We start from the raw sequence: 14,783 nt of genomic DNA, 5'->3' as shown, positions 1-14,783 counted from the left end.
TATTGTTTGTTTAGAACATCTTCGTAGTCCACGTCTCACCATTCCAAATAGTAGATACTACATCTTCATAAAAGTCAGGCTCGTGTGAAATGAGTAAGATGCTTCCTTTATATTCTTTCAAAGCACGTTTCAGTTCTTCTTTTGCATCATAGTCCAAGTGGTTTGTGGGCTCATCCAATACTAGTAAATTTGTTTCGCTATTTACCAGCTTACAAAGACGTACCTTTGCACGCTCTCCCCCACTTAATACTTTTACTTTACTTTCAATATGTTTCGTAGTTAATCCAACACGCGCTAAAGCTGCGCGTACTTCATATTGCGCAAAGTGTGGGAACTCACTCCAAATTTCTTCCAAGCACGTATGCTCTGTGTCTGTTTTCATTTCCTGTTCAAAGTAACCAATTGATAGATGCTCACCTTGCTCCACTTTACCGGAAAGAGCGTTTATTTCCCCGAGAATACTTTTCAACAGTGTCGTTTTACCGATTCCGTTTGCTCCAGCAAGAGCGATTTTCTGTCCACGTTCCATAGATAGATTTAAAGGCTTCGATAGCGGTTCATCGTATCCAATCACTAGATCTGTCGTTTCAAATAAATATTTCCCGGGTGTCCTTGCCATTTTGAAATCAAAATGTGGCTTTGGTTTTTCAGAATCTAACTCTATAATGTCCATCTTATCCAGCTTCTTCTGGCGGGACATTGCCATTCGACTGGTTGCTGCATTCGCCTTATTGCGAGCTACAAAATCCTTCAGATGGGAAATTTCTTTTTGTTGCTTTTTATAAGCAGCTTCGACTTGTTGCAATCTCATTTCACGCACACGCAAAAACTCGTCATAGTCGCCAGGATAACGATTGACCTGTTGATTTTCCATATGATAAATCAAGTTAATGACACTGTTCAAAAATGGAATATCATGCGATATCAAAATGAATGCCCCTGGATACTCTTGTAAGTACGTACGCAACCATTCAATATGCTCGACGTCCAAGTAGTTCGTTGGTTCATCAAGCAATAAGATATCGGGCTTTTCAAGCAGCAATTTAGCCAGTAATACTTTTGTACGCTGGCCACCACTCAAGTCATTCACGTCAGTATTCAAACCAAATTCATCGAGTCCAAGACCATTTGCAACTTCTTCTACTTTTGCGTCAATCATATAAAAATCACTCTGCTCCAGAGATTCTTGAATTTGTCCAGTATCTTCAAGCAAACTTTCCAGTTCATCCGGCTCCACTTCACCCATTTTCGCAAAGAGGCTATTCATTTCAGTTTCCATATCGTATAAATATTGGAATGCTGTGCGCAATACATCACGGATGGACATCCCCTGCTTCAAAGCCGCATGTTGATCTAAGTATCCGATGCGAACACGCTTTGACCACGTGACAGTTCCCGCATCCGGCTCCAGCTTATGCGTAATGATATTCATAAACGTAGATTTACCTTCTCCATTCGCACCTACTAATCCTATATGTTCACCTGCTAATAGACGAAATGACACATCTTCAAAAATTACACGGTCACCGAATCCATGGCTAATATTTTTTACTGTTAATAAACTCATATTGTACACCTATTCCTTTTCCATTGTTTCAATCCAACTTATCTACGTTATTTTAACATCCTATGCTTATAATTACTTAAGAAAAGAGAAAACAATATGTAGTTTAGAGCAACTGAAATTAGTTTTCGTTACTTCAAGAATATCTAGTTTATTTACTGATTATATTACCTTTTATAAACTTAAGAACTAGCTACAAATTGTACGTAGTGAAACGTCGCCCCTCTGCTTACCTGTCCTTTTCTTATAAAAAAGGAACATGCAAAATAATTCGCATGTTCCTTCCTTTTATTTCATTTTATATAGCTCTTCATTCATTGACTTGAACAACGCATACATCATCAGTAAGATGACGAACGAGAATGGCAAGGCCGCTATGATGATTGTATTTTGCAAGGCAAGAAGTCCACCTGCTGAAAGCAAAATCAATGCAATTGTCGAAACAATGATACCCCAAACCACTTTTACGGAGTTTGGCGGTGTCAACGAACCATACGTTGACTGCATGCCCAACACGTAAGTCGCTGAGTCAGCCGACGTGATGAAGAACGATGTCACTAAAAGAATCGCGAACAATGATAGAACTAATGAAAGTGGCATTGCGTGAAACATTTCGAATGCAACTACTTCAATATTTAAAGAAGCCAGATCTGCTACTCCGTTATTCTGCATTTCGATTGCTGTAGTACCAAACGTTGAGAACCATAAGAACCCAAAGAATGAAGGTACAAGCAAGACACCTGCCATAAATTCACGGATTGTACGCCCTTTAGACACTCGCGCAATGAACATACTGACGAATGGTGACCAAGAGATCCACCAAGCCCAATAAAATATAGTCCATCCATCTAACCATCCACGATTTTCACCATTGAGTGGAGCTGTGCCCATACTCATATCGATGAGATTTGTAAAATAACCACCAACTGAATCCGTGAACATATTAAAGATCAATAAAGTAGGTCCAAGAATAAGAATTAATCCTAAAAGAGCTACTGCTAATATCAAATTGATATTGGACAGATAGCGAATCCCTCTACTTAATCCAGACCAGGCTGATCCAATAAATAGTACCGTTACGACCGTCACGATAATAACTTGCGATTGGATACCTATCGTAAAGCCAAACAAGTAATCCAATCCTGCGTTAATTTGAACAGCACCTAATCCTAGTGAAGTTGCCACACCGAAAGCAGTTGCAAAAACTGCAAGTACGTCAATTACTGTTCCTAAAGGACCTTTTACTTTTTCTCCGAAGATTGGCTTCAATGTTGTTGAGATTAGGCCTGGTTCGCCTTTTCTGAACTGGAAGTATGCCAATGCCAATGCGACCATTCCATACAAAGCCCAGATATGAAGACCGTAGTGTAGAAATGTTTTCCGCATAGATTCTTTAAAAGCAGCAGGTGTTAGCGGATCCTCTGTTGCTGGTACTGCGTAATGGGATAATGGTTCTGCGGCACCGTAGAAAACGAGTCCGATTCCCATCCCAGCCGAGAATAACATCGCAATCCACGTAATCGTAGAGAATTGCGGACGATCTGTATCTTTTCCTAAACGGATTTTACCGTATGGACTGAATATCATAAAAATACTGAGCAACAGTAGCGCTGTCATAATTAACATATAGTACCAACCAAATGTTGATGCTACAAAAGCTTTACCAGCTGAAGTGATTTCCTCGAAATGTACTGGATTTATTACTCCATATCCTACCGCAATTATTATTAAGACAATGGTAATATAAAAAACCTTTGATATTTTCTTCATAGTTCCCCCTTTAGAGATAAATTACACAAGCAGGTTTACACTATACTGTAAAAAAAACTAGAAATCAAATGAATACAAGCAATTTATTTGATTTAATTAGAACATGATATAGCCTAAACCCCATTGTAGTAAGTCTTCTTCTACGTCTCAAACTATCTCATTTTATTTTCACCACTATATTTTACTAGTAGAAATCAACTGTAAAATTATCACTTTTCATTGGATGGGGTTCAAAGCCTTTTACAAAATCAGCGAATCCAATAGGTGGCGTCGTGTGCGCTAACGGAACCCACAATACATCGTAGATAGTTTTTTAGAATTCTTTATTATTATAAGTTTCATAAAAATTCTCCTTCCATTGATGGTGCGAGCTATTACTTTATTATGTTCAAGTAACCGTTTTTGAAAAGTCCATTAATTCTTGACGAATAGTCACCTTCATTGCTGTATACTAGTCAATATGTTTTACTTTTAAGATCATCCACTTCATACAAACGGAGGTAATGCATAATGTCTGATCCACTAAACTATATAGAACTTCATAAAAAGGAAATCCTACAGACCTATCAAGACCTGCATGCTATTGCTGAACCTAGTTGGCAAGAGCAGCAGACTTCATGTTATTTACAGGATCAGCTTTCATCTGCCGGATTAAGTATCACTACCTACAATGGGCATCACGGCTTCATCGCAGAAATTGCCGGTCGTACGAAGGGCGTCATTGCGTTGCGTGCAGATATGGATGCACTGGTACAGGAAGTCGACGGCGAAGTAATAGCTAACCACTCGTGCGGACATGACGCACACAGTACAATGGCGTTATATACCGCACTAGCATTAAAGAACAGCGAAACAGATTTACATCATACGATCCGATTCATTTTCCAACCTGCAGAAGAGTTGGCAGAAGGTGCGTTGCAAATGATGAAAGAAGGCGTGCTTGAAGATGTTCTATTTCTAGGCGGCCTGCACGTACGTCCACATACCGAAGTTCCGTTTGGTAAATCTGCCCCTGCAATTTTACATGGATCGTCTGCAACTATTATAGGCACGATCACAGGTACACCTGCGCATGCAGCGAGACCTGAAGAAGGTAATAACCCAATTGAAGCAGCGAGTTTCCTAATCCAGTCACTGCGTCAGATCCGCTTGCCAGGCAATAAAAAGTTTTCCATCAAAATTACAGAGCTACATGGTGGTGAAACAAGTAACTCCATCCCCGCCAGCGCTCGATTTACGCTCGACGTTCGCGCTGAAACGAATGAGACGATGGATGCTTTGCTGGCAAAAGCCCGCCACATCATACAGCACACTGCTGCACTGACAGAGACGAAGATTGCTTATGAGGAAGAAGGCTATTCACCTGCTGCTACGGAAAATGCCACAGCAATCCAACTGGCACAACAGGCGATCGGCTCAGTATTAGGTGAAGAAAACATAGATGGACCATGTATTTCTCAAGGGGCGGAAGACTTTCATTTCTACACGTGGAAAACGCCTGAAATTCCTGCCACGATGATTGGACTCGGTTGTGATTTGAAACCAGGCTTGCATCATCCCCAGATGTCGTTTAATACCGATGCCTTAATTTATGGTGCACAAATTCTAACGCAACTATTGCTGAATGCGGATCGAGAGTTATGAAAACAACCATCTATCAAGACCATAACAATATCCTACTAGGTATGACCCTGAAAGATTGCAGTCAACCTGAGTGCAATAATACTGCTTTACATGCATGCGTTTCACCCGTTGACGTGATGAACAATCGCCGACAGTTGGCGAATTTTTTGCAATGTAATTTGGAAGATTTCGTATTTGCCAATCAAACACATAGCGCAAACTTTCATAAAGTGACTGCACAAGAAAGAGGTAAAGGTGCATTGCGACAAGATACGGCAATTCCCGACACAGATGCACTGTATACACTTGAATCAGATATCGTGCTGTGCAGTTTAACGGCGGACTGCGTACCTATATTATTTTACAGTGAAGCTAGTCCATTGATTGGAGCCATTCATTCCGGTTGGCAAGGCACGGTGAAGGAAATCACACCAAAGCTGTTCCACCATCTACAGCAATACGAGCACTGTGACCTGAGTCGTGTTCATGTCCAAATCGGTGCAGCACTCAGTCAAGAAAAATTTGAAGTCGATGAAGATGTCTATACGATGTTTCACAACCTCGGCTATGCAGACGAATTCATATCCTATAATGCGGTAACACGAAAATATCATATTGATAACCAACTGACTGTGAAGAAACAATGCACGTTGGCTGGAATTCCTGAAGCCAATATTACAATCGACCGTACATGTACACTCCTAAGTCCAGACAGCTTTTCCTATCGTCAAGATAGACAAGCCGGTCGTCATGTTAGCTTTATCAGGAGGACAATCTAAAAAACGCAGTGAGGATCTCCTCACTGCGCTTTTCATTTCAATGCTAGTTGATATCGCCTGACCGGTAATTCGGATAGGCGACTTTTTCTCACCACTACACTAAAAAGTGTTCCCGCTTTAACACGAGAACACTCTTTGATCATTCTTTAGGGTCCTTACGTGATCGATCCACTTTTTTACGCTTCTCCATCATATCCAGTTCTTCCCCAAATTCTGTGTTGTAATTCACATTCCGAATTCGATCGAACTGCTTATGGGGCTCTCTTTTCTCATCCTCGTCGACAATAATCTCTTCATTCGATTTAACTAAAAGTCCAATCGCTGCCAATCCGCTCAGTCCCACAATGGCATAGACAATCTTCGCAAGAATCGTGTCTTGTCCTCCAAATACGCTGGCAACCAAATCAAAGTTGAAAAAGCCGATCAATCCCCAGTTAAGAGCACCAATAATCACTAACGTCAGTGCAATCCGCATAAATACGCTCATGTTGCACACCTCCTCCAACAATCTATAATTGAATCCTGTACATGTTTGTATAGATTCTTTATTATAGTTCACCGAAAGAGAATTTTCATACATTTCCACATAAATATTGTTCTATTTCTGTTGCGAAGACCTTACAGTAGTAGACCAATAAAAATGAAAGCAGGGATACAGTGCGAATAAATGGCGTGTTTTCAGGCGGAGGTTTAAAAGGTTTTGCGCTAGTTGGAGCGGTGCAAGAGTTGGAAAAACAAGGTTATCAATTTAAAAACGTAGCTGGCACAAGTGCAGGAGCTATTGTTGCGAGTTTTTTGGCGGCCGGCTATACAGCCGATGAAATTGAAGTCATGTTGGCTGAAGAAGATTTTCAAGCTCTGCTGGATCCGCGAAAGACTCTATTGCCATTCCCCTTTATGAAATGGGTCTCGCTTTATTGGAGAATGGGTTTGTATCAAGGAAAGGCGTTGGAGGATTGGTTTTTTGAGAAGCTTGCGCGTAAAGGTTGTTATGCGTTTGGTGATCTTCCAAAAGGCTCGTTAAAATTGGTCGCATCTGACTTAACAAATGGCAAGATGATGGTACTTCCTGATGATTTACAGGAATACGGATATGATGCTGATCGATTTTCCATTGCAAAGGCACTGCGTATGAGTTGTGGTATCCCCTACTTTTTTGAACCTGTACGTCTCGATGCACCAAAAGGAACGATTGTCGTAGACGGCGGCGTATTAAGTAATTTCCCGATGTGGATTTTTGACGAAGATACATCGTCGCGTAAACTACCCGTAATTGGGATCAAATTGAGTCGCAATCAAGATGAAGTACCCGGCCGCACCATTCGAAATGCTATGCAATTATTCGAAGCGTTATTCTCTACTATGAAGAATGCGCATGATGAAAAATATATCTCAAAACGACATGTGCAAAACATAGTCTTCATTCCCGTAGAAAATTATAGTGCGACACAATTTGATTTGAGTGAAGAGCAAATGGATGACTTGCTGTCTATCGGACGTAGTCGTACCCAGGAATTCTTGCTAACTTGGTCGCCAACGAAGTCTCAGTTAGTCAGCAACCCAAATGTAATGTAATTGAAATATTTGATTTCAATACAGTTTAAAACGCCATCTTAGGGGGTAAATTGACTTATAAGGAGGGTTGCAATCATGACCAACCAAAATGAAAGTTCTATTTTCATCCGAGAGCTTGAACTACTCAGTGACGAGTACCATACTGCGCCCGCCGATATCAAAACTTTTATCCTACAAGATATTCAGTTACTTGAGTCTGCGATTTCTCTTTTACAAAGTGACGTACAGTAATGACTTATCATATAGAGTAGACGGATCGTCTAGCTCATGGAAATAACTGTTGCATTTTAGTATTACGTTCTGCGCGTTCTTCTTCTGTTGCCAAGTCATATTTTTTCAGTAAATGAAATACCACATTTAATGTATCTTGATTCAATGGCTTACTTAAAAACAACTCACAGCTTTTCACTAACTCTTCTGGCATGAAGGATTGCTGCTCTGCCAATTTTTCTACAACGTCTAGTTGCGTATGATCAAGTTCACAATTGCTCATCTAGATTCACTCCCTTGTTTACACTGTATCATAATTTTCAATGAACTTAAAACGAAGACTTGTTGCTAATTTCGTAAGAGCTACGAGTCTTTTTGTTATTTTATTTGATCTACCTGGAGATGAAAAGATCATGACAGCTATTAAAAAACGTAGGAAAGCTATTTCTCCTCCTGCTCTTATAGCCTCCTCTTTCCTATTTACTATAGTAATGGGTACCTTACTATTAAAATTACCGATAGCTACATATAAACCAATTAGCTGGATTGATGCACTCTTTACTGCCACGTCCGCTACAACTGTAACTGGACTGAGCGTCTTTGATATCACCGCTACACTCACCATTTTCGGAGAAGTCGTGTTGCTCATACTGATTCAAATAGGCGGCGTCGGATTAATGGCATTTGCCGTTGCAGTGCTCATTATTTTAGGTAGAAAAGTTGGTATGACCAACCGTATATTCATCCAGGAAACATTCAACTATCAGTCCATTGGTGGAACCGTTCGCTTTGTAGGTGAAATCTTAACGTTCGTGATTGTAATAGAAAGTATTGCATTTATCGCATTATGCACTGTATGGATACCTGGGTTTGGCTGGAAACAAGGAATGTACTACAGTGTATTCCATGTAGTATCTGCATTTAATAACGCTGGGTTTTCATTATTTCCAGACAACTTGAGTTCGTTTGCAGGTAATCCTATTATTACAATTATCCTTTCTGGGTTATTTATTATTGGAGGAATCGGCTTTATTGTAGTGAAGGACATCCTTCTAAAGAGATCTATTCAACAATGGACACTACACACGAAAATGATGATATTCGGCACGCTGATCATGAACGTTATTGCTACGCTCTTCTTATTCATCTTGGAGTTTCATAATGAAAAGACAATTGGCAGTTTGAATTTTATTGACAAGCTTTGGACTTCCTACTTCCAAGCCGTGACCCCACGTACTGCCGGTTTCAATATGATCGTCGTCGGAGATATGGAGGAGTCTTCCCTCTTACTGACACTCCTTCTCATGTTTATAGGTGGGGGTAGCGCATCTACTGCTTCCGGCATCAAGTTAACGACCTTTATGATTATTTTACTTGCAACGATCTCTTACTTTAGGGGAATAAAAGAACCGCATATTTTCCAGCGTACCATCAAGTCCGAAGTCATATTTCGTTCTATGGCTATAGGGGCGGTTAGCTCTGTCATTATCTTTGTCGCTTTATTTTTGCTGACTGTTACTGAAAAGATGCCATTCCTGCCTTTATTATTTGAGACAGTCTCTGCTTTTGCAACAGTAGGACTTTCATTAGGCATTACAGGAAACATTAGCCCTGCAGGTGAAGTAATTCTTTGTTTTGTTATGTTTCTAGGCCGCATCGGACCATTAACATTGTTTTTCTTACTCATTCACACCAAAAAAGAATCCTATCATTATTCGTATGATCAAGTGCAAACAGGTTAATTGATAGTAACTGCTCATATTGAAAAACTCCAGAACTCTATTCTGGGGTTTTTTTATGGTTGACTCAACTGTCACACACTGTGTATACTGTACATATACAGTATAAGAAGAAAGGGGTGATGTATTGAATATTGTCATCTCCAATTCGGTGAACCAACCGATCTATCTGCAAATTAAAAACCAGTTGAAAGAGCAGATTTTATTAGGGACACTGAGAGAGAAAGAGGCACTGCCTTCTATACGTAAATTAGCGAAAGACCTGCAGATTAGTGTCATCACAACGAAAAAGGCTTATGAAGAACTGGAACGGGACGGACTTATTGAGACTTTTCCAGGCAAAGGATCATTTGTTGCTGCGCAGAATCACGAGCTATTAAAAGAAGAACAGTTAAAGAAAATTGAAGAACAGCTGATGAACGTTATTGAGGATGGGCGAGCTTTTGACGTAAGTCTTGAAGAGTTAATTCAAATGCTGACATTTCTATATAAGGAGTGAAGAGAATGGAAAATATAGTGGAAGTACGAGGTCTAACCAAACAGTTTAAGGGCTTTGCACTGAATAATCTCAACTTCGATATTAAAAAAGGGTTCATTACGGGATTCATTGGGGCAAATGGTGCTGGGAAAACAACGACGATTCGCTGTTTGATGGATTTAATTCGAGCTGATCAAGGAGAAATACGTTTGTTTGGCGAGTCACATAAAAACCACACGGTAGAGATCAAAGAGCGCATCGGTTTCGTGTATGATGCAGATTTCTATTATGAAGAACTGACTATCGAGAAAAACAAACGGATTCTTGCCCCGTTCTATTCCAAGTGGGACGATGAACTATTCAATTACTATCTGAGAAAGTTTCAGTTGAATACAGCCCAACGGATAAAGCATTTATCGAAAGGTATGCGAATGAAGTTTTCACTTGCAATGGCTCTTTCCCACCATCCAGATTTTATCATTATGGATGAACCAACAGCCGGTCTGGATCCAATCGTCCGACGCGAACTACTCGATATGATGCAAGACCTCATACTAGATGAAGAAAAGGCTATCTTCTTTTCAACGCATATTACGACTGACTTGGAGAAAATAGCAGATTTCATTGTTTTTATTCATCAAGGACGGATTATCTTCCAAGGTGAGAAAGACGAATTCACTGAACGGTATGTATTGGTAAAAGGTACCGCAGATCAGCGTACTCTGCTCGATGGATTACCTACGATTGGACTACGCACTACAGATGTCGGCTTTGAATGTTTGGCAGATACTGCTGAGACCCCTCTAGAGCGCCTGACATCACTGTTTATTGAAAAACCGACACTCGAGGATATTATGTATTACACCGGAAGGAGAGAATTCTAATGAATGCTTTGATCCGAAAAGATTTATACACACAAAAGACGAGTACTTACCTTATTTCGGCACTATGGTTCATCATCTTTACAAACTTTTTCACGGATGGTCAACCTGTACGTCATGTTTTACTTTTAATCTTCGTCGCTTATTTCATAGCTATTTCAACAAGTAACAAGGCGTTTGAGAAAGAATTGGTCTTACTAAACAGCCTTCCGGTTACAAGAAAACAATTCGTACTGGCGAAGTATGCATCTGCTTTCATCTGGTTCGGTCTGTCAACGGTGGTTGTGCTGTTTTATATCTTCTTGTTCGATACATTTGCTCCATTTCCTACCCGGATGATGACAATGCCTGAATTACTCATCGCGCTTGGATTCTTTTATCTCATCATTTCCCTCTTTTATCCGCTGCAATTCAAGGCGGGCTATGTACTGGCGTCTTCTCTAACAATTGCCTTGCCGTTACTGAGCATGATGTCATTTAGAATCATCTTAAATATTATGGAAAATCCAAGAATGGTGGCAGAGCAAAAATTCTTTCTGCAAACCGCAGACCTTATTACTACCAATCAATGGACAATCGCACTCTCCGTTCTACTAATTAGCGCCTTACTGACATGGTTATCCATTCTATTATCCATACGAATCATACACAAAACAGATTTTGATCATGCGTAATTTATTAAACCAAATAACTTTTGCAAATAAAAATCGTTAGTTAGTATAGGAAGAATGTTAGTAATTAATGAAAAGAGAGGATGTATGAATATAAAACCCATAGTCGAATTACAAAATCTGACGAAAGTCATTGGCAACAAGAAAATTATTGATGATGTTAGTTTGTCATTATACCCCGGACAGATTACTGGCTTTCTCGGACCTAACGGAGCAGGTAAAACCACAACCATTCGAATGATGGTCGGTTTGATGAAACGTACAAGTGGCGAGATTCTGATTGATGGAAGACCACTTTCGGAAAACTTTGAAGAGGGTCTGTCAAAAGTCGGTGTCATTGTTGAAAATCCTGAAATGTATAAGTTCATGTCGGGCTATAAAAATCTTTTGCATTTCGCACGTATGCAGAAAAATATTAGTAAAGACCGAATCAATGAAGTCGTTAGACAAGTAGGATTAGAACAGCGTATTCATGAAAAGGTCTCCACTTACTCGCTAGGTATGCGGCAACGTCTTGGTCTAGCGCAAGCTTTATTGCATCGTCCAAAATTCCTAATCTTAGATGAACCGACAAACGGACTGGATCCTGCAGGCATTCGGGAATTCCGTCAGCATTTGCAAGTCATAGCTGAAACTGAAGGTGTGGCTGTCTTCGTTTCAAGCCACATGCTCTCGGAAATCGAATTAATGTGCGACCGAATTGCTGTAATTCAAAACGGCCGGCTAGTTGACATACGAGATATGTCAGAAACTGCGCAATCTCATTACTATTTCGAACTGTCACCTACTGAAAAAGCACACGGCCTGTTGGTGTCCAATGGTTTTACGCCAAATTTATTGCCGGTTGGATTGGTACTGCAGGTCGAAAAAGATCAGATTCCATTCATTGTACAGCTACTGACAGCCAATGAAATCGAAGTGTTCGCTGTGCAACCGCACCGGAAAACATTAGAGGATCAGTTCCTAGAAATGACGGGAGGCGGACAGATTGCTGAATCTTATACAAAATGAATGGATGAAACTATGGTCTAAAAAAGGTACGTGGATTATGACGATTTTGCTAATCGCTGCTGTCATTGGTCTTATGGGGATAACCAAATGGGTAAACAACCAGAACACTACACAGCCGACCGATTGGAAGTCTAATGCACAAGAACAAATAAACTATATAAATGAAGCTACTCAGCTAGATTTACCAGAGATGGAACGCAAGCAAAATGAAGAGACTATTAAGATTTTGGAATATCGTTTAGCAAATGATATCCCGCCTCTCGCAGAAGACGGTCGGGAATCTCTAATTATCAATCCTGTAGGGGTTGGTAGCCTTGTCGTACTCCTTACAGTCATTGTAGCAGCAGGCATCGTAGCTTCCGAATTTTCTCAAGGCACAATTAAAATGTTGTTGACACGACCAGTGAGCCGTTGGAAAATCATGACGTCAAAATACGTAACGGTTCTTTTGTTTGGTGTCTTACTAATGTTTATTGGATTTGCGGTAACTATTATGAGTGCGTACATCCTGTTCCCTTCAGGAGTAGGTCAGGAACTGAAATGGGATGGCAATGCAATTGTGCCCGTTTCCATATGGGGACACGGTTTGTATATGCTGATTCTTTCTTTCGCTAACGTGATCATCACCGCCACTTTCGCATTCATGATTGGTAGCGTCTTCCGCTCAAACGGTATGGCAATCGGCCTATCATTATTCATTTTCTTTACAGGTAACACCATTGTCCTATTGCTTTCACAGTATGAAATTGTGAAGTATCTCGTATTTACACATATGAATCTGACGATGTATGAAACAGATTCTGTATTCGTGGATGGTATCACTATGCCATTCTCGCTTGTAGTATTAGCGGCATATTTAGTGGCTTTCTTAGTTATTAGCTACACTGTGTTTACGAAACGAGATATTACTGCATAATATTTTCATTTTAGATGTTGATCGTACTCCATACAAAAAGATGCCCTATTGAAGTGTTGTCACTTTCAATGGGGCATCTCATTTTATGTTCCGCAATATGTTTGAAAAGTAGTTCCGTCTTCTGGCGGATTCACGTATTCTTCTTGTTCAGCCGTATATGCATAAGGGTTTTTGAGAACTTCAACTAGCTTCATAAACGGCTGCATATCGCCAGCTTCAGCTGCCTGTAACACCTCTTCCACCCTATGGTTTCTAGGAATGACCGATGGATTATGCCGCTTCATCAAAGCTTCTACTGATTGTGTATCTTCCGACTGACGTTGTAACCTATCACCCCAGCGCCCTTTCCACTCTAAAAAGTCCGGCTCATGGAACCACTCTTCTTGCTGTCCAAGCGTCAATGAACGGAAAGTATTTGTAAAATCAGCCTGATGGTCTTTCATGACAGCTAACAAATCTTTTACCAATGTTTCATCGGCTTCCTCTTCATTAAACAAGCCTAATTTGCACCTCATACCTGCCAACCATTCCGCGCCGTAAATTCTGGCGAAATTGGAAAGCTTGCTCTCCGCCAGTTTCACTGCTTCCGCTTGCTCTTCGTGAAGCAACGGCAAAAGTGTTTCGGCAAAACGGGTAAGATTCCATTCTGCTATACCAGGTTGATTGCGGTAAGAATAGCGCCCTTGCACGTCAATTGAGCTAAAGACGGTTTGCGGATCATAGCTATCCATAAATGCACACGGTCCATAGTCAATGGTCTCGCCACTAATAGCCATATTGTCCGTATTCATCACACCATGAATGAAGCCGGTAAGCTGCCAATTCACGATCAAAGATGCCTGACGCTTTATAACTTGTTCTAGTAGTGCTACATAAGGGTGAGACTCTGATTCCACTTCAGGGAAATGACGTTGAATTGTGTAATCTGCAAGTGCACGTAAATCTTCGACTACTTGTCTGGCTGCCGCATATTGGAACGTTCCGACACGTAAATGACTCGAAGCAACTCTAGTCAACACGGCTCCTGTCAAAGCTGTTTCACGTAAAACAGGCTCTCCTGTTACCGTGACGGCTAAACTGCGTGTTGTAGGGATATTCAGTCCGTGCATCGCTTCGCTAATCAAATACTCACGTAACATAGGCCCGAGAGCCGCACGTCCGTCTCCACCGCGCGAATAGGGTGTCCTTCCTGATCCCTTCAATTGAATATCCACTCTTTTCCCTTCTGGCGTCAGGTGCTCTCCTAACAGCATGGCACGCCCGTCACCTAGCATGGTGAAATTACCGAATTGATGACCTGCGTAGGCCTGAGCAATAGGTTCTATTCCTTCAAGTTCTTCATTTCCAGCAAAAACAGCGATCGCTTCTTCGGAATGCAATTGTTTTTCATCCAACCCAAGTGAGACCGCCAGTTCTTCATTAGTCAGAACCAATTGCGGTGAGCTGACGGTATTTGGTTCCACTACTGTATAAAATGTTTCAGGTAGTTCACGGTAACTGCACTCGACTTTCCAACCAATATTTTGATTACGTTTCATATGTTTTTCTTCCTTTCCATATGATGCC

The 14,783-nt window shown here is 40.7% G+C and carries 15 protein-coding genes; 10 read left to right on the top strand and 5 right to left on the bottom strand.

Features of this window, described 5'->3' with window-relative positions; all coding sequences use genetic code 11:
- Positions 1-10: 10 nt before the first annotated feature.
- Positions 11-1,567: an ABC-F family ATP-binding cassette domain-containing protein gene (locus CSV80_RS09765; protein WP_099670680.1), complete on the bottom strand. Its 1,557-nt coding sequence runs from the start codon at positions 1,565-1,567 to the stop codon at positions 11-13.
- Between the two features lie 285 nt (positions 1,568-1,852).
- Complete coding sequence (locus CSV80_RS09760) at positions 1,853-3,334, bottom strand: BCCT family transporter (protein WP_099670679.1); 1,482 nt, start codon at positions 3,332-3,334, stop codon at positions 1,853-1,855.
- 510 nt (positions 3,335-3,844) lie between these two features.
- Here CSV80_RS09760 and CSV80_RS09755 point away from each other — a divergent pair.
- A complete protein-coding gene (locus CSV80_RS09755) occupies positions 3,845-4,978 on the top strand; it encodes an amidohydrolase (protein WP_099670678.1) in 1,134 nt (377 codons plus the stop codon).
- Positions 4,975-5,736 (top strand): purine nucleoside phosphorylase YfiH/LACC1 family protein, encoded by a 762-nt coding sequence (locus CSV80_RS09750; RefSeq protein ID WP_099670677.1) that lies wholly within the window; start codon positions 4,975-4,977, stop codon positions 5,734-5,736. The genes CSV80_RS09755 and CSV80_RS09750 overlap by 4 nt, the downstream gene beginning before the upstream one ends.
- Before the next feature lie 139 nt (positions 5,737-5,875).
- On the opposite strand, the gene CSV80_RS09745 is transcribed toward CSV80_RS09750, so the two are convergent.
- Positions 5,876-6,223: a DUF378 domain-containing protein gene (locus CSV80_RS09745; RefSeq protein ID WP_099670676.1), complete on the bottom strand. Its 348-nt coding sequence runs from the start codon at positions 6,221-6,223 to the stop codon at positions 5,876-5,878.
- 170 nt (positions 6,224-6,393) lie between these two features.
- Between CSV80_RS09745 and CSV80_RS09740 the strand changes: the two genes are divergently transcribed.
- Positions 6,394-7,311, top strand: coding sequence for a patatin-like phospholipase family protein (locus tag CSV80_RS09740; protein WP_099670675.1), 918 nt, complete (start codon positions 6,394-6,396; stop codon positions 7,309-7,311).
- A gap of 75 nt (positions 7,312-7,386) precedes the next feature.
- Entirely contained in the window at positions 7,387-7,542 is a 156-nt protein-coding gene (locus CSV80_RS17515; protein ID WP_155979523.1) for a hypothetical protein, read from the top strand.
- Between the two features lie 34 nt (positions 7,543-7,576).
- Here CSV80_RS17515 and CSV80_RS09735 read toward each other — a convergent pair whose 3' ends face one another.
- Positions 7,577-7,804 carry a group-specific protein gene (locus CSV80_RS09735; RefSeq protein WP_099670674.1) on the bottom strand — a complete coding sequence of 76 codons (228 nt, stop codon included), beginning with the start codon at positions 7,802-7,804 and terminating at the stop codon, positions 7,577-7,579.
- A 130-nt stretch (positions 7,805-7,934) separates the two neighbouring features.
- Here CSV80_RS09735 and CSV80_RS09730 point away from each other — a divergent pair, with 130 nt between their 5' ends.
- The 6 genes from CSV80_RS09730 to CSV80_RS09705 all read left to right on the top strand — a co-directional run bounded on the left by CSV80_RS09730 (position 7,935) and on the right by CSV80_RS09705 (position 13,217).
- The gene (locus CSV80_RS09730; protein WP_099670673.1) at positions 7,935-9,263 is read left to right on the top strand and encodes a TrkH family potassium uptake protein; all 1,329 of its coding nucleotides are present in this window, start codon (positions 7,935-7,937) and stop codon (positions 9,261-9,263) included.
- 124 nt (positions 9,264-9,387) lie between these two features.
- Positions 9,388-9,759 (top strand): GntR family transcriptional regulator, encoded by a 372-nt coding sequence (locus CSV80_RS09725; protein ID WP_099670672.1) that lies wholly within the window; start codon positions 9,388-9,390, stop codon positions 9,757-9,759.
- A 5-nt stretch (positions 9,760-9,764) separates the two neighbouring features.
- Entirely contained in the window at positions 9,765-10,622 is an 858-nt protein-coding gene (locus CSV80_RS09720) for an ABC transporter ATP-binding protein (RefSeq protein ID WP_099670671.1), read from the top strand.
- Positions 10,622-11,293, top strand: coding sequence for an ABC-2 transporter permease (locus tag CSV80_RS09715; RefSeq protein WP_099670670.1), 672 nt, complete (start codon positions 10,622-10,624; stop codon positions 11,291-11,293). Before CSV80_RS09720 ends, CSV80_RS09715 begins: the two co-directional genes overlap by 1 nt.
- An 84-nt stretch (positions 11,294-11,377) precedes the next feature.
- Positions 11,378-12,301 carry an ABC transporter ATP-binding protein gene (locus tag CSV80_RS09710; protein ID WP_099670669.1) on the top strand — a complete coding sequence of 308 codons (924 nt, stop codon included), beginning with the start codon at positions 11,378-11,380 and terminating at the stop codon, positions 12,299-12,301.
- Positions 12,279-13,217 carry an ABC transporter permease gene (locus tag CSV80_RS09705; RefSeq protein WP_099670668.1) on the top strand — a complete coding sequence of 313 codons (939 nt, stop codon included), beginning with the start codon at positions 12,279-12,281 and terminating at the stop codon, positions 13,215-13,217. The genes CSV80_RS09710 and CSV80_RS09705 overlap by 23 nt, the downstream gene beginning before the upstream one ends.
- Positions 13,218-13,300: 83 nt before the next feature.
- On the opposite strand, the gene CSV80_RS09700 is transcribed toward CSV80_RS09705, so the two are convergent.
- Positions 13,301-14,755 (bottom strand): protein adenylyltransferase SelO, encoded by a 1,455-nt coding sequence (locus tag CSV80_RS09700; protein ID WP_099670667.1) that lies wholly within the window; start codon positions 14,753-14,755, stop codon positions 13,301-13,303.
- Positions 14,756-14,783 lie beyond the last annotated feature (28 nt).

Source organism: Sporosarcina sp. P12(2017), from assembly GCF_002743035.1.
GTDB lineage: Bacteria > Bacillota > Bacilli > Bacillales_A > Planococcaceae > Sporosarcina > Sporosarcina ureae.
Note: the sequence above shows the minus strand (reverse complement) of the source record. Positions and strands in the feature narration are given on the sequence as shown.